Source organism: Pseudomonas sp. NPDC012596 (genome assembly GCF_042902325.1).
Classification (GTDB): domain Bacteria; phylum Pseudomonadota; class Gammaproteobacteria; order Pseudomonadales; family Pseudomonadaceae; genus Aquipseudomonas.
In genome coordinates this window covers 223849-244401 of record NZ_JBIBEB010000007.1, presented here as the reverse complement: position 1 = coordinate 244401, position 20553 = coordinate 223849, and the positions used below count along the sequence as shown (strand labels likewise).

The 20553-nt window shown below is 59.5% G+C and carries 17 protein-coding genes; 12 read left to right on the top strand and 5 right to left on the bottom strand.

The genetic code is table 11. The features are described from left to right. Window positions 1–199: 199 nt before the first annotated feature. The 4 genes from ACFY68_RS11735 to glnT all read right to left on the bottom strand — a co-directional run bounded on the left by ACFY68_RS11735 (window position 200) and on the right by glnT (window position 4546). Window positions 200–1522: an FMN-binding glutamate synthase family protein gene (locus tag ACFY68_RS11735; protein ID WP_387527100.1), complete on the bottom strand. Its 1323-nt coding sequence runs from the start codon at window positions 1520–1522 to the stop codon at window positions 200–202. Window positions 1523–1537: 15 nt separating this feature from the next. Further along, window positions 1538–2221, bottom strand: a complete 684-nt coding sequence (locus ACFY68_RS11730) for a protein glxC (protein ID WP_387527097.1) — start codon at window positions 2219–2221, stop codon at window positions 1538–1540. After that, a complete protein-coding gene (locus ACFY68_RS11725) occupies window positions 2218–3138 on the bottom strand; it encodes a glutamine amidotransferase family protein (RefSeq protein ID WP_387527094.1) in 921 nt (306 codons plus the stop codon). The genes ACFY68_RS11730 and ACFY68_RS11725 overlap by 4 nt, the downstream gene beginning before the upstream one ends. A gap of 73 nt (window positions 3139–3211) precedes the next feature. Further along, window positions 3212–4546, bottom strand: coding sequence for a type III glutamate--ammonia ligase (glnT, locus tag ACFY68_RS11720; protein WP_387527091.1), 1335 nt, complete (start codon window positions 4544–4546; stop codon window positions 3212–3214). Window positions 4547–4824: 278 nt separating this feature from the next. Between glnT and ACFY68_RS11715 the strand changes: the two genes are divergently transcribed. From ACFY68_RS11715 to ACFY68_RS11670, 10 genes are all read left to right on the top strand, one after another. Beyond that, window positions 4825–5427, top strand: coding sequence for a helix-turn-helix domain-containing protein (locus tag ACFY68_RS11715; RefSeq protein ID WP_387527088.1), 603 nt, complete (start codon window positions 4825–4827; stop codon window positions 5425–5427). Between the two features lie 248 nt (window positions 5428–5675). Then, window positions 5676–6542 carry a formyltetrahydrofolate deformylase gene (gene purU / locus ACFY68_RS11710; protein WP_387527085.1) on the top strand — a complete coding sequence of 289 codons (867 nt, stop codon included), beginning with the start codon at window positions 5676–5678 and terminating at the stop codon, window positions 6540–6542. Beyond that, a complete protein-coding gene (gene folD, locus ACFY68_RS11705) occupies window positions 6539–7444 on the top strand; it encodes a bifunctional methylenetetrahydrofolate dehydrogenase/methenyltetrahydrofolate cyclohydrolase FolD (RefSeq protein ID WP_387527083.1) in 906 nt (301 codons plus the stop codon). The genes purU and folD overlap by 4 nt, the downstream gene beginning before the upstream one ends. After that, window positions 7426–8667 (top strand): FAD-dependent oxidoreductase, encoded by a 1242-nt coding sequence (locus ACFY68_RS11700; RefSeq protein WP_387527080.1) that lies wholly within the window; start codon window positions 7426–7428, stop codon window positions 8665–8667. Before folD ends, ACFY68_RS11700 begins: the two co-directional genes overlap by 19 nt. A 10-nt stretch (window positions 8668–8677) precedes the next feature. Then, window positions 8678–8977 carry a sarcosine oxidase subunit delta gene (locus ACFY68_RS11695; protein WP_387527077.1) on the top strand — a complete coding sequence of 100 codons (300 nt, stop codon included), beginning with the start codon at window positions 8678–8680 and terminating at the stop codon, window positions 8975–8977. Beyond that, on the top strand, window positions 8974–11871 hold the full coding sequence (locus ACFY68_RS11690) for a 2Fe-2S iron-sulfur cluster-binding protein (RefSeq protein WP_387527074.1): 2898 nt from the start codon (window positions 8974–8976) through the stop codon (window positions 11869–11871). Before ACFY68_RS11695 ends, ACFY68_RS11690 begins: the two co-directional genes overlap by 4 nt. Window position 11872: 1 nt before the next feature. Then, window positions 11873–12454, top strand: coding sequence for a sarcosine oxidase subunit gamma (locus ACFY68_RS11685; protein WP_387527071.1), 582 nt, complete (start codon window positions 11873–11875; stop codon window positions 12452–12454). Between the two features lie 104 nt (window positions 12455–12558). Beyond that, the gene (locus tag ACFY68_RS11680; protein ID WP_387527150.1) at window positions 12559–13329 is read left to right on the top strand and encodes an IclR family transcriptional regulator; all 771 of its coding nucleotides are present in this window, start codon (window positions 12559–12561) and stop codon (window positions 13327–13329) included. A 339-nt stretch (window positions 13330–13668) separates the two neighbouring features. Then, window positions 13669–14868 (top strand): NAD(P)/FAD-dependent oxidoreductase, encoded by a 1200-nt coding sequence (locus tag ACFY68_RS11675; protein ID WP_387527068.1) that lies wholly within the window; start codon window positions 13669–13671, stop codon window positions 14866–14868. A 234-nt stretch (window positions 14869–15102) separates the two neighbouring features. Next, a complete protein-coding gene (locus ACFY68_RS11670) occupies window positions 15103–16728 on the top strand; it encodes a methyl-accepting chemotaxis protein (protein ID WP_387527065.1) in 1626 nt (541 codons plus the stop codon). A gap of 140 nt (window positions 16729–16868) precedes the next feature. On the opposite strand, the gene ACFY68_RS11665 is transcribed toward ACFY68_RS11670, so the two are convergent. Continuing rightward, window positions 16869–18272 carry a cytosine permease gene (locus tag ACFY68_RS11665; RefSeq protein ID WP_346612349.1) on the bottom strand — a complete coding sequence of 468 codons (1404 nt, stop codon included), beginning with the start codon at window positions 18270–18272 and terminating at the stop codon, window positions 16869–16871. 317 nt (window positions 18273–18589) lie between these two features. Here ACFY68_RS11665 and ACFY68_RS11660 point away from each other — a divergent pair, with 317 nt between their 5' ends. Together ACFY68_RS11660 and ACFY68_RS11655 are read left to right on the top strand one after the other, a co-directional pair. Beyond that, window positions 18590–19075 carry a flavin reductase family protein gene (locus tag ACFY68_RS11660; RefSeq protein WP_387527061.1) on the top strand — a complete coding sequence of 162 codons (486 nt, stop codon included), beginning with the start codon at window positions 18590–18592 and terminating at the stop codon, window positions 19073–19075. Between the two features lie 67 nt (window positions 19076–19142). Continuing rightward, window positions 19143–20183, top strand: a complete 1041-nt coding sequence (locus ACFY68_RS11655; RefSeq protein ID WP_346612347.1) for an LLM class flavin-dependent oxidoreductase — start codon at window positions 19143–19145, stop codon at window positions 20181–20183. Window positions 20184–20553 lie beyond the last annotated feature (370 nt).

Genomic DNA, 20553 nt, shown 5'->3' with positions numbered 1-20553 from the left:
GCTCCTGCGATGAATGGAAAAGTGTCTGGCAGAAAGCGAGGTGGTGAAGCGCTGGGCCGTTGAGGCCTCTTGGAAGGGTCAAATCAAGCATGGCCTGAACGCAAGAACGCGCTTGCCCTAGGCGGCTTCGTGTCAGACAACAATGCAGTTGCAGACAGATCGCCGCCCCGGGCAGACGCGTTCCTACGTTAGCTAATGCTTAGTACTGGCTGCCTGGGATCCACGTAGTCCCTGCCAATGGCACCCGAGCCATGGCTGCAGATTCCACGGTCAAGGCCACCAGATCCTCAGGGTCGAGGTTGTGCAGGTGGGATTTGCCGCAAGCCCGAGCCATGGTTTGCGCCTCCAGCACCAGCACACGCAAATAGTTGGCCAACCTGCGCCCACCTTCGATCGGATCCAGGCGTTTTGACAGCTCGGGATCCTGCGTGGTGATACCCGCCGGGTCGCGCCCGTTTTGCCAGTCATCGTAGAAGCCAGCCGCCGAGCCAATTTTCTTGAGCTCATCGTCCAGGCGTGGGTGGTTGTCACCCAGAGCAATCAATGCAGCCGTACCGATGGCCACGGCATCGGCACCCAGTGCCATCGCCTTGGCTACGTCTGCACCGTTACGGATGCCGCCGGAGACAATCAACTGCACCTTGCGGTGCATGCCCATCTCCTGCAGCGCTTGAACCGCCTGTGGGATGGCTGGGAGGATCGGGATGCCGACGTGCTCGATGAACACTTCCTGAGTGGCAGCGGTACCGCCTTGCATACCATCAAGCACGATTACGTCGGCGCCGGCTTTCACTGCAAGCTTGACGTCGTAGTAAGGACGGCTGGCTCCGATTTTCACGTAAATCGGTTTTTCCCAGTCAGTGATTTCACGGATCTCGGCAATCTTGATTGCCAGATCGTCAGGCCCAGTCCAGTCCGGATGACGGCATGCCGAGCGCTGATCAACGCCGATTGGCAGGGTGCGCATACCGGCTACACGCTCGGTCACCTTCATGCCCAGCAGCATACCGCCGCCACCCGGCTTGGCGCCCTGCCCCAAGACGATTTCGATGGCATCGGCCTTGCGTAGATCATCAGGGTTCATGCCATAACGCGAAGGCAGATACTGATAAACCAGGTGTTGCGACTGCCCGCGCTCTTCCGGCGTCATGCCCCCGTCGCCCGTGGTAGTACTGGTGCCTGCAATGGTCGCGCCGCGACCCAGTGCTTCTTTCGCATTGGCCGACAATGCACCGAAGCTCATGCCGGCGATGGTCACCGGAATTTTCAGGTGGATCGGCTTCTTGGCGAACCGGTTACCGAGGATTACATCCGTTCCGCATTTCTCACGGTAGCCTTCCAGCGGGTAGCGCGAGACGCTTGCACCGAGCAGCAGGAGGTCGTCGAAGTGCGGCAGCTTGCGCTTGGTACCACCACCGCGAATGTCGTAGATGCCGGTCTCGGCGGCACGTTGGATTTCCTGGATAGTCAGACGATCAAAGGTGGCCGACTCGCGCAGGACTGGAGTGGTTTTCTCGCTCATTTTCTTGCTCCTGAATCAGTACGCGCAGGCGTTGTCGACTTTGAAGTTGTACAGCTGGCGAGCCGAGCCGTAGCGCTTGAAGTCACTGGCTTTCTCGTTGAAGCCGGCTTTGTTCAGAAGCGCTTGCAACTCTTCAATGTGCTCCGGGCGCATCTCTTTTTCGATGCAGTCAGAACCCAGCGACTCGACCTTGCCTTTGACGAAGATCTTCGTCTCGTACAGGGAGTCACCCAACGCATCACCAGCGTCCCCGCATACCACCAGGCGTCCCGCCTGCCCCATGAAGCAGCTCATGTGGCCGATGCTGCCGCCGACCACGATATCGATTCCTTTCATCGAGATCCCGCAACGGGCGCCGGCGTCGCCTTCGATCACCAGCAGACCGCCATGCGCCGTAGCACCCGCAGCTTGTGAAGCGCTGCCTTTTACCCGGACGTAGCCAGACATCATGTTCTCGGCGCAACCAACGCCGACATTCCCGTGCACCGTGATGGAAGCCTTCTGGTTCATACCGGCGCAGTAGTAGCCGGCATGGCCCTGGATATCCACGGACACCGCTTCGTTTACGCCAACCGCGAGGTTGTGCGCACCGTCAGGGTGGGTGACCAGCCACTCTCTTTCCTCAAGCGTCTTCGCTTGATCGTGCAGCGCCTGGTTAAGGTCACGCACGGTGGTGTTGCCAAGATCAAACGTTTTCATGTGCGTGCTCCTTGAGCCGACTCGCGTTCCCAGATGTACATGGTGGCCGGAACAGGTTCCCAGACCTTGGCTTTCTCAATGCCCGGCAGGCTCGACAGCGCCTGATACTCCGAAGCCATTGCGACGTAGTCGTCGGTTTCGGCAAGAATTGCCGGCTTGCAAGCAATCGGATCTCGGATCACGGCGAATCCATTGCGGGTGCCGATTGCGAAGGTGAAAAAGCCGTCCAGTGCTTCGAGCGAACTGTCCAAGGCGGTCTTCAGACTGTCGCCTTGCTGCAGACGCCAGGCCAGGTAACCGGCCGCGACTTCAGTGTCATTCTCGGTGTCGAACTGGATGCCTTCGCGGCGCAGTTCCTGACGCAGGCGGAAGTGGTTTGACAGCGAGCCGTTGTGCACCAGGCACAGGTCAGCGCCGGTGGAGAACGGGTGGCTGCCTTCCATCGTCACGGCGCTCTCAGTCGCCATTCGGGTATGGCCGATGATGTGGCTACCTTTCATCGAACCCAAGCCGAAGCGCTCGGAGATCTCTTTCGGCAAGCCCATCCCCTTGAGGATCTCGATGCTCTTGCCGGCGCTCATGATGCGCACGTCCGGGGCCAGTTCCGCCAAAGCAGAACGTACGGCAGCTTCCTCAGCCTTGATCTTCAACACGATGGCGCTCGCATTTTGGAACCAGTCCAAAGACGCCGCGAGCTTGCCTTCCAGTGCGCCTACCAGCGCTTTGAAGTCGTAGTCATCGCTTGCTGCTTGCAAGGTCAACTTCACCCAGCCATCAGCGACTTCGTCGCCGTAAATGGCAAAGCCGGCACTGTCAGGGCCGCGATCAGTCATGGCTTGCAGCATGGGTTCGAAGAGTTTGCCGAGCTGGGGCTCCAGCGCCGGATTTTTCAGGTATAGCCCCACAATTCCACACATATTGTTAACTCCTGGGCAGAAGACCCCCTACCCATTGGCAGGGTGTCAGAAATGGTTGTTTACGTTGGCTAGATCAGAAGAACTCGGTGTAGCGCTTCACTTCCCAGTCCGAGACGTGGCGGCTGTACTCCACCCACTCCATGCGCTTGAGCTTGATGAACTCGCTCACGATTTCGTTGCCAAGCACTTCGGCGAACAGTGGGTCAGCTTCAAGCGCATCACAGGCTTCCTTGAGCGACTGAGGCAAAGTCTTGATGCCGCGCGCTGCGATTTCCTCAAGACTCAACTTGTAGAGGTTCTCGTTACACACCTGGCCGATTTCCAGCTTGCGGTCGATACCGTCCAGTCCCGCGGCGATGATCGCTGCGCTGACCAGGTAGGGATTGCAGCCAGCATCCGGCAGGCGGAACTCCAGACGGCCATACGGGACACGAACCATGGCCGAGCGGTTATTGGCGCCAAAGGCGATGAAGGCTGGTGCCCAGGTCGCCCCGGACAATGAGTTGCCCACAACAAGGCGCTTGTAGGAATTGACCGTTGGCGCTGCGAAGGCGCACAAAGCTGGGCCATGCGCCAGGAGACCTGCAGCGAAGTGATAGGCCATTTTCGACAGACCCATGCCACTCGGGTCGCTCGCATCGTGGAACAGGTTCTTGTTGGTCGCGCTGCTGATCGACAAGTGGAAGTGCATGCCATTGCCCGCACGCTTGGGGTCAGGCTTTGGCATGAACGAGCAGATGATGCCCATATCGTTGGCAATCTCACCGGCAGCCATGCGGAAGAAGGTGAACCGATCCGCCGATTCCATGGCATTGCTGTAGGTGTAATTGATCTCGAACTGGCCGTTGGCGTCTTCGTGATCGATCTGGTAAATATCAAAACCCACTGGCTGCAGGGCTTCGGTCAGACGCTCAAGAAACTCACGCGAGCGGGACAGGCCTTTGTAGTCGTAGCACGGCTTGTCCAGATCATCGCTGGCGTCGACCATCTGAAGCTTGCCCTGCCCGTCGCGCTTGAACAGGCTGAATTCAGGCTCCAGCCCTGTATTCAGCGTCCAGCCACGATCACTCAAACGCTCGACCTGCTTTTGCAGGACGTAGCGGCTGTCGTACGGCCAAGGCTTGTTCTCAACATGACCGATGCATACCACACGGCCGTAACCTGGCTGCCATGGCACTGGCGTGAGCGAAGCCAGGTCACCCTTTGCCATGAAGTCGGGGCCATGCGGCTCCATGCCCATACCGCAGATCGCGAACCCTGCAAAACCCGCCCCGGCTTCGGCGACCATCTCGAGACCCGATACGGGTACCGATTTGGTTTTGGCCGAACCATGGATATCCACGAACTGAGCCAGGACATACTTGATCCCGTGTGTCTCGATCAGGCGTTGTGTTTCTTGTGGCAACATGGACATGACTCCTGGCTGTAGCAGTTCGTTGGTGGGGAAGTCGATTAGTCGCCCGATCTCGTTATTACGATCAGGAAATTTAGTTTCCCATCAGGAATGCAATGAGCTTGCCAACTCATGCCGGTCACCAAAAGTCTCGATTCGAGGGGAGCCTTTCTGCTTTGTTTATGGGAAAATATTTTTCCCGTGATGAATAAATACAGCCAGTCACTCAGTGCGACAAGATTTGCACATTCTCGGTGCGAAAATAAATTTACTGTGCGGAATTAGTGCAAGCCATGAACACAGATGAAAGCCAACCCAAGCTCAAGCTTGAGCAGTACCTGGGCATCCAGATAAAACGCCAACGTCAGGCGCAAGATTTGAAGCTTGCGGACGTGGCGCGCATAGCTGGGATCAGCCAGGGCATGCTTAGCAAGATAGAGAACGCCCAGGTGTCGACCAGCCTTGAAAACCTGAGCCGTCTTTGCGATGTACTCGGCATGCCTATGTCAAAACTGTTCAGCCAGTATGACCAGCAAGGTAGCAGCGCGATTTTGGTCAAACACGATGAAGGGCTGGAAGTCGTTCGCCGAGGCACGGAGAAAGGCCATACCTACCATCTGCTTAACCACACCCGCGGGCCGAAGAAAAGCTTCGAGGCGTACATGGTGAGCATGGATGACGCTAGTGAGGAATTTCCGACCTTCTCCCACCCAGGCACTGAATTCCTTCACTTGCTCGAGGGCGAGTTGGTCTACCGCCACGGGAACCAGCTTTATCATCTGGAAGCAGGTGACAGCCTGACATTTGATGCTGACATTCCCCACGGCCCGGAAAAGCTGGTAAGCGTCCCGATCCGCCTCCTGTCGATCATGAACTACGCCCCCTCCGAGGCTTGACCACCCGCATTGCCACGAGTCCAGGCTCAACCTGGACTCGCCTTCTCGTCCTCCCCACGCTCACCCCCCCAAATTTCCTGCCAGTAAAATTTCTTTCTCGCACCTGTAGACGTGCCAGCTCAATTCGCCTATAAATTCGCCATCCGGAATATTTAATTCTCTAAGAGAATATTTATTGGCGGGCGAATCTGCATTTCACCGATGAATCAATTGCCGGAAATCACGCCGCGCACCTCTGAGGACTGACCATGCAACATGAAAAAAACCATTTCATTCTCAAAATCAGCTGCGCTGCGACCTCCGGCATCGTGGCGGCAGTGACCTCCTACCTGGCGGGCAATGCTTGCTACATCGGTGAGATGGCGCAGTTCGACGATGAGTTGAGCGGCAAATTTTTCATGCGGGCGGTGTTTCGTTTCAACGATGGCCACCAAGGCGACATCGCTCAGCTGAAAGCCGGCTTCGAAGACGTCGCTCAAGCTTTCGGCATGCAGTGGGAGCTGTACGACACTCGCCAGCCGATGCGCGTACTGCTGATGGTCAGCAAATTCGACCACTGCCTCACCGACCTGCTCTATCGCTACCACAAGGGCGAAATGGACATGACCATCACGGCTATCGTCTCCAACCACCTTGATCTACGCCCTATGGCCGAGCGCGAAGGCATTCGTTTTATCTACTTGCCGGTGACCAAGGAGACCAAAGCTCAGCAGGAAGCGGCGCTAATGAAGGTCGTGGATGAGACCGGGACCGACCTCGTCGTCCTCGCCCGCTACATGCAGATCCTTTCTGATGATCTGTGCAAGCAGATATCGGGCCGTGCGATCAATATTCATCACTCGTTCCTGCCAGGGTTCAAGGGCGCCAAGCCTTATCACCAAGCCTATGAGCGCGGCGTGAAACTGATTGGCGCCACAGCCCACTACGTAACCAGCGATCTGGACGAGGGCCCGATCATCGAGCAGGAAGTCCAGCGCGTCGATCATGCCTATCTGCCAGACGACCTGGTCGCCATCGGACGCGACACTGAAACCGTGGCGCTTTCCAAAGCGGTCAAGTACCACCTGGAGCATCGGGTATTCCTCAACGAAGACAGAACGGTGATCTTCCGATGAATACTTCCAAACTGATTGACGGCAAAGCGGCGTCAGCCCGGGTGATGAAGCAGGTTCGGGACGATGTCGATCGGCTGAGAGCCGACGGCATCTTCCCTGCGCTCGCTGTGATACTCGTCGGGCAAGATCCTGCCAGCCAGGTCTATGTGCGCAACAAGATCCTCCGCGCGCAAGAAGCGGGCATCAAATCGCTCGAGTACCGCCTGAGTGAGGAAACCTCGCAAGGTGAACTGCTCAAGCTGATCGCAGACCTGAACGCGGACGACGCCGTGAACGGCATTCTGCTGCAGCTCCCATTGCCTGAGCACATCGAGGAAACGCTTGCGTTGCAGGCCATTGCCCCGGGCAAAGACGTCGATGGGTTTCACAGTGAAAATGTAGGCGGCTTAAGCCAGGGTCGCGATGTGCTGACGCCGTGCACCCCCAGCGGCTGCATGCAACTGCTTGAAGATGCTTGCGGCGACCTGAGCGGCAAGCACGCCGTTGTTATCGGGCGATCCAACATCGTCGGCAAACCCATGGCCGCGCTGCTGCTGCAGGCGCATTGCTCGGTCACTGTGGTGCATTCGCGCAGCGTCGATGCCAAAACCCTGTGCCGGCAGGCAGACATTGTCGTTGCCGCCGTCGGACGACCACGGATGATCGATGCAAGCTGGCTCAAGCCAGGAGCTGTGGTCATCGATGTTGGCATTAATCGCATAGATGAAAACGGCCGCAGCAAGCTTGTTGGCGACGTCGACTTCGCCAGCGCGTTACCCCAGGTTTCGGCTATCACCCCAGTTCCTGGTGGCGTCGGGCCAATGACCATTGCCTTTCTGATGAAAAACACCGTTACCGCTGCGGTTCAGCAGGCTCATGCACAACGCGTTTCCTCGGAGGCCACATGCCTTTCAATCTCCTGAAATACGGGCTCAGCTCTGAATACCCGGTCGAAGTGGATTTGCCTGCTCCCAAGGCGCTCAAACCTTCCTACGATGTGGTAATCATCGGCGGGGGTGGCCACGGCCTGGCAACCGCCTATTACCTGTCCAAGTACCACGGCATCACCAATATCGCGGTGCTGGAGAAGGGTTATCTGGGCGGCGGCAACACGGCGCGCAACACAGCGGTCATCCGCTCCAACTACCTCACTAGCGAGGGTGTGCGCTTTTACGCCGAGTCAGTACGGATGTTTGAAGGGCTGTCCAATGAATTCGACTTCAACATCATGTATTCCCATCGTGGCCAACTGACGTTGGCCCACACCGACGCCACCGTGCGCTCGTTCCGTCAGCGTGCAGAGGTCAACAAGCACTTCGGCGGACGTACCGAAATGCTTGACCGCCAGCAGATTCGCGAGCTCGTGCCGACCCTCAACCTCGACCCTGGGCATCTCCCGGTGATCGCAGGTCTCTGGCACATAGACGGCGCGACTGCCCGGCATGACGCCGTAGCTTGGGGTTACGCCAAACAGGCGGCTAAACGTGGCGTGGAAATTCATCAACTTACCGAAGTCCAGGAGCTGGTGATCGAGAATGGCACCATCAAGGCGGTGAAAACCAATCGCGGCACCATCAAGTGCGGCTGCGCGGTGCAGGCAGTGGCAGGCATGAGTTCGCAGATGATGAAGAAAGCGGGCATTCGCTCGCCGATCCAGACCTTCCCTCTGCAAGCCATGGTGACCCAGCCGTTCAAGCCGTTCCTCGATCCCTTGGTGAGTTCCTCTGCCCTGCACTGCTACGTGCAACAGACCAGCCGTGGTGAGGTGGTGTTCGGTGGCGGCTCCGATCCCTACCCACTGTTCAACACCCGCTCGACGCTGGATCTGAAAGAAAGCCTGCTGGCCCATGCAATCGAGATGTTCCCGTTCCTGGCCAACGCCAAACTGATGCGTCAATGGGCCGGCATTACCGACATGACTCCGGATTACAGCCCGATCATGGGGTTGTCCCCGGTGAAGAACTATTACCTGGATGCCGGCTGGGGCACCTGGGGCTTCAAGGCCACCCCGATTTGCGGCAAGACCATGGCCGAACTCGTCGCCAGCGGGGGCAAGGTACCTGAGTTGATCAAGCCGTTCGGCCTCGAGCGGTTCTCAACTTTCCAGCAGGTAAACGAGATGGGCGCGACAGCGGCCAGCCACTGAGGAGCAAGACATGAAAGTGATGAATTGCCCCCTCAACGGGCCACGCAACATCAGCGAGTTCACCTATGGAGGGGAGTTCAAGCAGACGCCCGACCCGCAGGCATGTACCGATGCTGAATGGGCCGACTACGTGTTCAACAGCGATGACACGCTGGGCGTGGTTCGCGAGTGGTGGATGCATAACCCTTCCAGCTACTGGTTTCTGGCCGAGCGGCACACTGGCAGCGACGAGATTCTGCGCACCTTCGATCCCAAAGAGCTGTTCAACACCCGCGTTGAATTCACCAGCGCCAAGGAGACCACGCAATGAGCCGCCTACCCGCTCCCATGGGCTTGTTGATCGACCGCAATCAGCCCCTTCATTTCAGTTTCGATGGCAAAGCCTATCAGGGGTTTGCAGGTGACAGCATCGCAAGTGCCTTGCTCGCCAATGGTCGCTTCCTGCTCTCCCGCTCGTTCAAATATCACCGCCCGCGCGGCCCGCTAACCATGGCGGGTCAAGACGCCAATACACTGGTGCAGCTGCCGAGCGAGCCCAACGTTCTGGCGGACACTCACCTGCTGGAAAGTGGTGCGCAGGTGACCGGGCAAAATTTCAACGGTTCTCTGGACAACGACAAAGACGCGTATCTTGGCAAGTTCTCCAAGTTCATGCCGGTCGGCTTCTACTACCGCTCGTTCTACAAGCCTAAGGGTGCATGGAAGCTGTGGGAGCCGATCATTCGCAAGAAGGCTGGACTCGGCGTGCTGGATCTCGAATTCCAACCCGAGTATTTCGACAAGGCCTACCTGTTTGCAGATCTCGCCGTAGTCGGTGCAGGCCCTGCTGGATTGCAGGCGGCACTGACCGCTGCCAATGCCGGGGCGAAGGTTTTGCTTATCGAGCAACAAACGATCCTCGGCGGCTCGCTTAACTATGCCCGTTTCGATATCGAAAACCGACGTGCTCACACCCTGCGCCGCGAGCTGATCAACGCTGTTGAAAGCCACGCAAACATCCAGGTGCTGAAGAAAGCCACGTGCAACGCCTGGTTCACCGATAACTACCTACCGGTGATTCAGGGCAAACGCATGTACAAGGTGCGCGCCACCCAGTGCCTGATCGCCAGCGGCTCGTTCGATCAGCCGGTGATTTTCCGTAACAACGACTTACCCGGCGTGATGCTCAGCAGTGCAGCCCAACGCCTGATGAAACTCTATGCCGTAAAGCCTGGCAAACGCGCAGTGGTACTCACGGGGAACGACGACGGCTACTACGCAGCACTCGATCTGCATGAGCAAGGTGTCGAGGTTGCTGCGCTGGTGGACATGCGCACCAATCCCGCTGATCGCGCGTTGCTGATCGCGCTGGAACAGCGCGCAATCACTTGCCACCTCGGCAGCACCGTGTTCGAGGCGCTGCATGAAAAAGGCATGCGCCATGTCAGCGGCGTCGACATCCGCAAGATCACCGGTCTCGGCCAAGTCGCGGACAGCAGCTTGCACCTGGATTGCGATTTGCTCTGCATGTCCGGCGGCTACATGCCGGTCTATCAGTTGCTGTGCCAAGCCGGCGGCAAGCTGTCTTATGACGATCAACAGGCTGAGTTCACCTTGAGTGGCCTGCCGAAGAATCTCAGCGTTGCAGGCTCTGCCCACGGCTTCCACGTGCTTGACAACGTGCTTGCTGATGCCACCCGTACAGCCTCCGACATCATTTCGGCGCTGGGCCTGGGCCCCGACATCAAGCCACTGCCGCTTCGTTCAGAAGCGCAAGTCAATTTCCCATGGCCGATTTTCCCGCACCCCAAAGGCAAGGACTTTGTCGACTTCGATGAAGACCTGCAGGTGCGCGATATCATCAATGCCACGAAGATCGGCTATCGAGATGTGCAACTGGTCAAGCGCTACTCCACCGTGGGCATGGGGCCGTCTCAAGGGCGCCACTCAGCCCTGCCAACCGCTCGCCTGGTGGCAGCGTCCACTCAGCGCAGCGTCAGCGAAACAGGCGTAACCACAGCGCGCCCTCCCTTTGAGGCGGAGAAGCTTGCCCATGTCGCGGGTCGAGCGTTTGATCCGTACCGCCAGACCCCCATGCACCGCCGTCATCTGGAAGCCGGCGCGAAAATGATGCCTGCCGGTATCTGGCAGCGCCCTGCCTACTACGGCAAACCGGGCGAGCGGGACACATGCATGCAGGCCGAGGCGCTGCACGTGCGCCGGAAGGTCGGCATCATCGACGTTTCGACGCTGGGCGGTCTGGACGTGCGCGGCCCTGACGCTGCCGAACTTCTCAACCGCATGTACACCTTCGCATTTCTCAAGCAGCCAGTGGGTCGCTCACGCTACGCGCTGATGACCAACGAACATGGGGTGGTGATCGACGATGGCGTCTGCGCGCGCTTTGCCGAAAACCACTTCTACGTCACTGCCACTACCAGCGGCGTGGATCGGATCTATCAACAGATGCTCAAGTGGAACGCGCAATGGCGCCTGAACGTCGACATCGCTAACGTCACCGCCGCCATCTCGGCAGTCAACGTGGCGGGGCCCGACTCCCGCAAGGTGCTCGAGAAAGTGTGCTCGGATCTTGATCTGTCCGCTGAAGGATTCCCATACCTGGGCGTTCGCCTGGGCACCGTGGCCGGGATCAAGGCACGGCTCCTGCGGGTAGGCTTCGTAGGGGAATTGGGTTACGAAATCCACGTACCTGCACGTCATGCGTTGAAGCTTTGGGATGCACTGATAGAGGCCGGCAAGGCATTCGACATTCGCCCATTTGGTGTCGAGACCCAGCGCCTGCTGCGCCTGGAAAAAGGCCATGTGATCATCAGCCAGGACACCGACGGCATGACCCATCCCAGCGAAATCGACATGGGGTGGGCGGTCAGCCGTAACAAGCCGTTCTTTGTCGGCCGCCGCTCCGTGGACATCCTTGAAGCGCAGCCACAGAAACGCAAGCTGGTGGGCTTCACGCTGCCCAAGACCAGCCCGCAACCGCTCGAAGGCCATCTGGTTCTCAAGGGGCCAGACATCAGCGGCAATGTGACGTCCTGTGAATATTCGCAAAGCCTTGATCAGATCATCGGCCTGGCCTACGCCGCCTTTGATCAGAGCACGCCGGGGCAGCAGATTCCGATCCGAGTTGAAGATGGTGTGGTCGTCCAGGCAACCGTCGTAAAGCTCCCCTTCTTCGATCCAGACAACCAACGCCAGGAGCTCTGACATGTCCAACCTCAATGAAATCGGCCCGGGCCCACTTCAGCAATGTGCGGTGGTCGATCTGACGGGGCTTCCAAGGGTTGGTTTCCGCGGCGCGCAGAGTGGCGAATACCTGCAGTCCCGTGGCTTCAGCCTTCCTGATAAGCCAAACCAGGCCATTACCCAACCGGACGGTAGCCACGTGGCGCGTCTGTCGCAGACAGAGTATTTGCTCCTGGGCAGCCTGAGAGACAGAGGTGAGCGCATCGCCGATGAAGAAGCTCGCTGGGAGATGGATCATCTGGCCAATTACCTTTTGCCTCGCGAAGACAGCCATGCGTGGATGCAGTTGAGCGGCGTTCACGCGGCTGAAGTCATGGCCAAACTGTGTGGGGTTGATCTACGCAGCACTGCATTCGCGCAAGGCGCCGTTGCACAAACATCGGCTGCAAGGATCAATGTGATCGTCATCAACATCAGTGCTGAATCGCACCCGATCCTTCACATCCTCTGTGATCGCGCTTCGCTCGAATATTTCAAAGGCGCACTAATGGATGCGATGGCTGAGTTTGCTGGACAAGCCCTGCAGATCGACGCGCTGTATTAGGTGATACAGATCATGCTGTGCTGACGACGACTCAAGCCATGTCCGCTACGGTCGTGGCCGGCACACATGATATCGATTCCCAGATCCCGGAAGAGCAACGAACGATGATCGACGCCCCCGTTAAGGATGCCGACTACAGCGTACCTGCCCTGGCCCGAGGGCTCGCGGTGCTTGGCCTGTTCAACGCTCGAACGCGTAGTCTGAGCATGCAGGAGATCGCCGAGCGATTGAACGTCAGCACCTCGGCGCTGTACCGGATAGTGTTCACGTTGACTGATACGGGTTACTTGAACAAACACAACAGTCAGTACGAGCTCGGAGCCCGAGTCATCAGCGACGGCTTCAGTTACCTCGCCAGCCGCGACATTGTCGATGTCGCCATGCCTCACTTGAATCAATTGCGAGATCGCACTTCTCTCTCCTGCCATTTGGCCGTGCGGGAGAATACGGAAAGCCTGTATGTCTACCGAGCGTTTGCAGCTCAGCGGCTGTCCGTAAACATTCCGGTCGGCACCCGCATCGCATGCCACTGCACGGCGATTGGCCGCATGCTACTCACCGGCCTTGACCAGGTAGAACTCGCCGCACTTTACCAACACATCCGTTTGGACGATTACCCTGCCCCTGCTCCGCGGACTCAGCTCGAGCTGCAAGACATGATCGAGGGCGACAGAGCGCGAGGATGGGTGCTGCATCGTTCGGATTACTCCACCGCAATTGCCATGGCTGTGAAAGATCATCGAGGGCAAGTGACGGCTGCAATCAACCTTTCAGGCCCGGATGCCGTCATGGATCCCAAGGGTGCGACGGAAAAGTTCGAGGCATTGCTGCGCGAGTGCAGCGCTAGGATCAGCGCCGATCTGGGGTACGCCTAGATATCCAAGCGTGTTGATCCGTCTACGCGATCAGGTGGCTGATGTATCGGCCCTGGAATTCATACATCCAGGGGCGGTCTCCAGGCCCTCCTCCTCCTCACGCCAGCGCTTGCTGTCGGTGTGCATGTCCGCGGGTCTTGAGGGTCAGTTCATCCGGCAGGAACGGAAACTGATGCTGCTAGCGCGTGCCTTTCAATACATCCATCCATGAGCAAGCCCCGCAGGCACCAAGAAAAAACTTGCAAAGAGTAACTACGACCAATAGAGTCGTAGTTACTCGAGGGCGCCCTGAGCGTGCTCGAAACCACCTTCCCCTGAAGACATTCGCGGAGCACCTGCATGAAATCCAACATCCTGATCATTGGTGCCGGCTTTGCCGGTGTCTGGAGTGCCCTGAGCGCCGCCCGCCTGCTGGACCGAGCCAAGCGTGACGACCTGAGCATCAGCGTGCTGGCGCCGCAGCCAGAGCTGCGCATCCGTCCGCGCTTCTACGAAGCCGACGTGCATGGCATGAAGGCGCCGCTAGGTGAACTGTTCGACGCGGTGGGTGTGCAGTTCATCGAAGGCCATGCGCAAGGCATCGACGCCCAGGGGCGCAGCGTCAGCTTCACCGACGCCGATGGCCAACCGCAGCAGATCACCTATGACCGGCTGATCCTTGCCGCCGGTAGCCAGGTGGCACGCCCGGCAGTACCGGGGCTGGCCGAACACACCTTCGATGTCGACCAGATGGAGTCGGCCATGCGCCTGGAGCAGCACCTGGCATCTCTGGCTGCCCTGCCCGCCTCGCCGGCACGCAACACCGTAGTGGTGTGCGGCGGCGGCTTCACCGGCATCGAGACCGCCACCGAAATGCCTGCCCGCCTGCGCGCCGTAATCGGTGACGCTGCGGTACGCGTGCTGGTGGTCGACCGCGGCGCCAAGGTGGGCGCGGCGCTGGGCGCAGGCATCACGCCGTCGATCGTTGCCGCCTGCGAGCAGGCGGGTGTCGAGTGGCTGGCGGGTACGTCAGTGGTGGCGGTCGATGCCGGTGGCGTTACGTTGGACAACGGCGAGTACATCGCCAGCAAGACCGTGATCTGGACCGTGGGCGTCCAGGCCAGCCCGCTGACTGCACACGTGGCCGGCGAGCGTGACAACTTTGGCCGCCTCAAGGTCGACGACCACCTCAAGGTGGTTGGCCAGGCGCACATCTATGCCACCGGCGACACCGCCTGGGCTGCCGTCGACGACGTAGGCAACCACGCGCTGATGACCTGCCAGCATGCCATTCCCATGGGCCGCCACTGTGGCAACAACGCCATGGCTGACCTGCTCGGCGAACAGCCGGTCATCTACCGTCAACCCAAGTACGTGACTTGCCTGGACCTCGGGGACTGGGGTGCGGCATTCAGCGAGGGTTGGGAGCGTGAACTGAAACTGCAGGGCCAGGAAGGCAAGGCGCTCAAGCGCAACATCAACGGGGTATGGATCTACCCGCCGGTTGCTGACCGTGCCGTCGCGCTGGCCGCTGCCGACCCGGCGATCGCCATCGTTTGAGTGCAATTTCCTGATAAATCCGTCAATAAATGACGGATTTATCAGCACACGTAGTTACATTGAATGACTGGTCAATAATGATGGCCATATGGCATCATTCAAACAAAAAAACATGCAAGAGGGTGAGATACACACTTAAATCCGCAGCGCATCGAGAGCCTGGCATCACCACCCGGTGGCCCGGCCTTCCGTCCATGCTCTTGACGCCTGCACGCCACCGTCAAGGAGCATTCCATGCTGTTACGGAATATGAAGATCGGCATTCGCGCGGCAAGCATATTCGCCCTGTTGGGTATTCTGGTCCTGGTCATGGGCCTTACCGCACTCTATGAAACCCGCCAGATGGACAAGGCCACGGATGAAATCCGCGTGACCTGGATGCCTGCCGTGGTCGCCCTCAGTGAAATCAGCACCAACCTCGGCCGCGCCCGCGCCGTCACCCTGCGCGCCGCACTGGATGACAGCCCGGCGGAGCGCCAGCGCAACATCGACCTGCTCAAAGGCATCAACGAACAGCTCGACGGTGGCCTCAAGGACTATGAAGCCACCATCATCGCTGCCGATGACCGCGCCCTGTTCAACACCTTCGATACCGCCCATCAACAGTACCTCGCCCTGCAAGCGCGAGTGCTGCAGGACATCGCCGCCGGGCGCATGGTCGAGGCCAGGCAGCAGATCACCGGCCCGCTCACCCAGAATGCCGACAGCATGATGAAAGCCATGACGGCGCTGATCAGCTACAACAGCGAGGGTGCCGAGCAGGCCTCGCAGCGCAGCAGCGATGTAGCCGATGAAGCCTTTACCGCGATCATCAGCGCGCTGCTGGTGATCATGCTCGCCCTGGCCGCCATCGCCACTGCCCTCACCCGCAGCATCGTCATGCCGCTGGCCGACGCCGTGGCCGTGGCCGAGCGTGTGGCGACCGGCGACCTGACCCATGACATCAAGGTCACCGGCAAGGATGAGCCCGCCTTGCTGCTGCGTGCCCTTAGCCGGATGCAGGCAAGCCTGCGCGACACCCTTCGCAAGATCGCTGCGTCTTCGGACCAGCTGGCCTCGGCCTCGGAAGAACTGCACACCGTCACCGAAGACACCAGCCGAGGCCTGCACCAGCAAAGCGCAGAAATCGACCAGGCGGCCACCGCCGTCAACCAGATGACCGCTGCCGTCGAGGAAGTGGCCAACAACGCCGTGAGCACCGCCGACGCCTCCCAGGGCGCCGACCGCACCACCCGCGATGGCCGTGAGCAGGTGAACCAGGCACTGGCGTCGATCCAGCACCTGGTCGATGACGTCACCGGCACCTCTGCAGAAATCGAGCAGTTGGCCAACAATGCCAACGAGATCAGCCGGGTGCTCGATGTAATCGGCGCGATTGCCGGGCAGACCAACCTGCTGGCCCTTAACGCTGCCATCGAGGCCGCGCGTGCCGGTGAGGCCGGCCGTGGCTTTGCCGTGGTTGCCGATGAAGTACGCGCCCTCGCCCACCGCACCCAGCAGTCCACGGCGGAGATCGAGCAGATGATTGCCGGTATCCAGAACGGCACCGAGCGGGCAGTGACGGCCATGCACAGCAGCCAGGGGCGTGCCGCCGGGACGCTGGAAGTGGCGCAAAGTGCCGGGCAGGCGCTGGAGGTGATTGCCGAGGCGATCGCATCGATCAACCAGCGCAACCTGGTGATTGCCAGTGCTTCGGAAGAGCAGGCGCAGGTGGCGCGGGAGGTGGATCGCAACTTGGTCAATATCCGCGACCTGGCGATGCAGACATCGGCAGGGGCCAATCAGACCAGTGCGGCAGCGCAGGACTTGTCGAGGCTGGCGGTGGATTTGAACGGCATGGTGGCGCAGTTCAAGGTGTGATCTGAAACAGCCGGGGCCGCTTTGCGGCCCATCGCAGGCAAGCCAGCTCCTACCGATACCACGCAAGCCTCGAGTCTTGTGCGATTCCTGTAGGAGCTGGCTTGCCTGCGATGGGCTGCAAAGCAGCCCCTGTTCTCAGATCAATCGTTAACGCTAACGGCCCGCACAGCCCTCTCGGCCTTGCCGCGCGTAGCCAGGCAGTAATACAGCGGCACCGTCACGACCAAGCCGACCAGCCACGACAGGTCAGCCCCTTCGACAATGTTCGAGTACGGCCCCACGTACAGCGACGTATTGGCAAACGGCAACTGCACCAGGATGCCGCACGCATAAGCAATGATCGCGTGATGGTTGAAACGCCCGTAGATCCCGCCATCAGCGCGGAAGATCGAGGCAATGTCGTACTGGCCTTTCTTGATCAGGTAGAAGTCGATCAGGTTGATCGAAGCCCACGGCACCAGCACCAGCAGCAGCGCCAGGATCAGCCCGATGAAGTGGCCAATGAAGTCCGCCGAGGCATTCAGGGCAACCATGCCGCACGCCACCAGGATGACTGCCGCCAGCATCACACGTACCTTGACGCTCGGTGTCCACTCGGCGACGAAGGTCTGGATCGCCGTAACGATCGACAGCACCGCGCCATACAGGTTGAGGGCGTTGTGGCTGATGATGTTGAGCAGGAACAGCACCATCAGGATCGGCCCCAGCCAGCCAGTGGCCTGCTTGACCGCGTCCATCGCATCGGTGCCCTCCGGCACGCACAGCACCGCCACCGCACCAAAGCTGAAGCACAGGATGGTGCCCAAGGTAGCGCCGAAGTACGTGGCCCAGAACGGCTTGGCAATGCCGACTTCCTTGGGCAGGTAGCGCGAGTAGTCGGAGGTATAAGGCGAGAAGCTGATCTGCCAGATGGTGCCCAGCGACACGGTGGCGATGAAGCCGGACAGGTTGAAGGCGCCGCGGCTGAAAAAGTCGGCAGGCAGATCCTGGACGAACATCATGATGAAGCCGGCCAGCAGCGCCGAGCCCATCACCCAGGTACCAATACGGTTAAGGCCATGAATGAAGCGGTAACCGATGACGCCGATGGCGGTGGCGCTGAGGGCACCGATGACGATCGCGGTGGGCATTGGCACACTCGGTGCGATGCCGTGAATCGACTTGCCCGCCAGGACAATGTTGGAGATGAAGAAGCCAACATAAATCAGTGCGGTGAAGAACACGATCAGCAAGGCGCCGTAACGGCCGAACTGGCCACGGCTCTGCACCATCTGCGGGATGCCCAGCTGCGGCCCCTGCGCAGAGGCCAGGGCGATGACCACGCCCCCGACAAGATGCCCCAGTGCAATGGCGATCAGGCCCCACAACAGGTTCAGGTGGAACACCTGGACCACCATGGCGCCGGTGACGATGGGCAACGGCGCAATGTTGGTGCTGAACCAGAGGGTGAACAGGTCGCGCGCCTTCCCATGGCGCTCGGCGGGTGGAACGTAATCGACCGTGTGATTCTCGACAAACTGGTGTTGCGATGACGGTTGGGACATGGTTTTCAGCTCGAAAGGTCGTTTTTATCTTTGTAAGGAAACCGCATCTAGGCGGCCTCTCAGCTGCGGACCATATTATGGTATTCCAAGCTTTTGACAACACTGATTCGGCTTTAAAAACTGTAACTGATCCGGTTCAGCACCCCGACCAAAAGCTCTGCAATTTCTCAGAGCCCAATATCCACGCGGCTTTGCGCCATTCATCGTGAATTTGCCGTGGCTGAAAATTCCGCTTGCAAATCGAGTATTACGGTATACCATCAGACACATCAACGATAAAAAGCGGTCCACCGCTGCCCCAATTCGAGGTTCACGCCATGATCGACGCAACCGTCTACAAGAACGTGCTGGGCTCCTTCCCGTCCGGCGTTACCGTCATCACCACCCTGGACGACGACGGCTCGATCGTCGGCCTCACCGCCAGCGCCTTCTCGTCCCTGTCGATGGACCCGCCGCTGGTGCTGTTCTGCCCCAACTACAGCTCCGACTCCTACCCTGTGCTGATCAAGAAAAAGCGTTTCGCCATTCACCTGCTCTCTGGTGAACAGCAGGCCGAGGCCTACGCCTTCGCCAAGAAGGGCAAGGATAAGGCGGCCGGCATCGAGTGGAGCCTGAGCGCTCTGGGCAACCCTATCCTGGCCGGCGCCACTGCAGTGATCGAATGCGAATTGTGGCGCGAGTATGAGGGTGGCGACCACGCCATCATGGTCGGCAAGGTGCACAACCTGATCGTCCCCGAGCAGGCCCCACGGCCCATGATCTACTGCCGCGGCAAGATGGCCAGCCTGCCCGCCTTCGCCTGAAGCGCCTAAGCCTTATTACTGACGCCTGGCGCGCCAGGCGAGACTTTCAAGCTCCGAGGAAAGCCCCATGAAATTTTCGTTGTTCGTGCACATGGAACGTTGGGATGAACAGGTCAGCCACCGTCAGCTGTTCGAAGACCTCACCGAACTGACCCTGATGGCCGAAAACGGCGGTTTCAGCACCGTGTGGATCGGCGAACACCACGCCATGGAATACACCATCTCGCCAAGCCCGATGCCGCTGCTGGCCTACCTCGCCGCACGCACCGAGAAGATCCGCCTGGGCGCCGGCACCATCATTGCGCCGTTCTGGAACCCGATCCGCGTGGCCGGCGAATGCGCCTTGCTCGATGTGATCAGCAACGGCCGCATGGAAGTGGGCCTGGCCCGTGGCGCCTACCAGTTCGAGTTCGACCGCATGGCCAATGGCATGCCAGCCACCGACGGCGGCAAGGCCCTGCGTGAAATGGTCCCGGTGGTGCGCAAACTGTGGGAAGGCGACTACGCCCATGAAGGCGAGGTGTACAAGTTCCCCACCTCCACCAGCGTGCCGAAGCCGTTCAACGCCACGCCGCCGATGTGGATCGCCGCCCGCGACCCGGACTCGCACAACTTCGCCGTGGCCAACGGCTGCAACGTCATGGTCACCCCGCTGATGAAGGGCGACGAAGAAGTGCTGGACCTGAAGAACAAGTTCCAGGCCGCGCTGGACAACAACCCGGATGTGCCGCGCCCGCAACTGATGGTGCTGCGCCACACCCACGTGCACAGCCCGTCTGAGCCTGAAGGCTGGAAAGTCGGCGCCCAGGCCATCTCGCGCTTCTACCGCACCTTCGATGCCTGGTTCGGTAACAAGACCGTGCCGGTCAACGGCTTCCTGGAGCCAAGCCCGGAGTCCAAGTTCGCCGAAGTGCCAGCGTTCCAGCTGGAGAACATCCGCAAGAACACCATGATCGGCACCCCGGAAGAAATCATCGCGCGCATCAAGTACTACCAGGAATTGGGCGTCGACGAGTTCAGCTTCTGGTGCGACAACAGCCTGCCCCACGCCGAGAAGAAGAAGTCGCTCGAGCTGTTCATCAAGGAAGTGGTGCCGGCGTTCGCCTGAATTCCCATTGCCTGAAGTAGTTGCGGGATCAGCCCGCTCCGGGGGCCGTCATGGCCTTCGCGAGCGGGCATTTTTTTGGTGCTTGTCTTGGGTTCTGTAGCGCCTGTGAGATCGAGCGCCGCCCGCGCGGCGCATCGCGGGCAAGCCCGCTCCTACATTCGTTTCGGGCCAGTGAGTCCTGTTATATAGGCGCGCGCCCTTTTGTCTGTAAGACGCAACATTGAGGCGGGCGCCAAGAGCGCACGCGCCAATGCCTCAGAAATAATTGGCCCGAAACGAATGTAGGAGCGGGCTTGCCCGCGATGCGCCGCGCGGGCGGCGCTCGATCTCACACACCCCACAACACTCAAGGCATACACCTTTCGTCTCC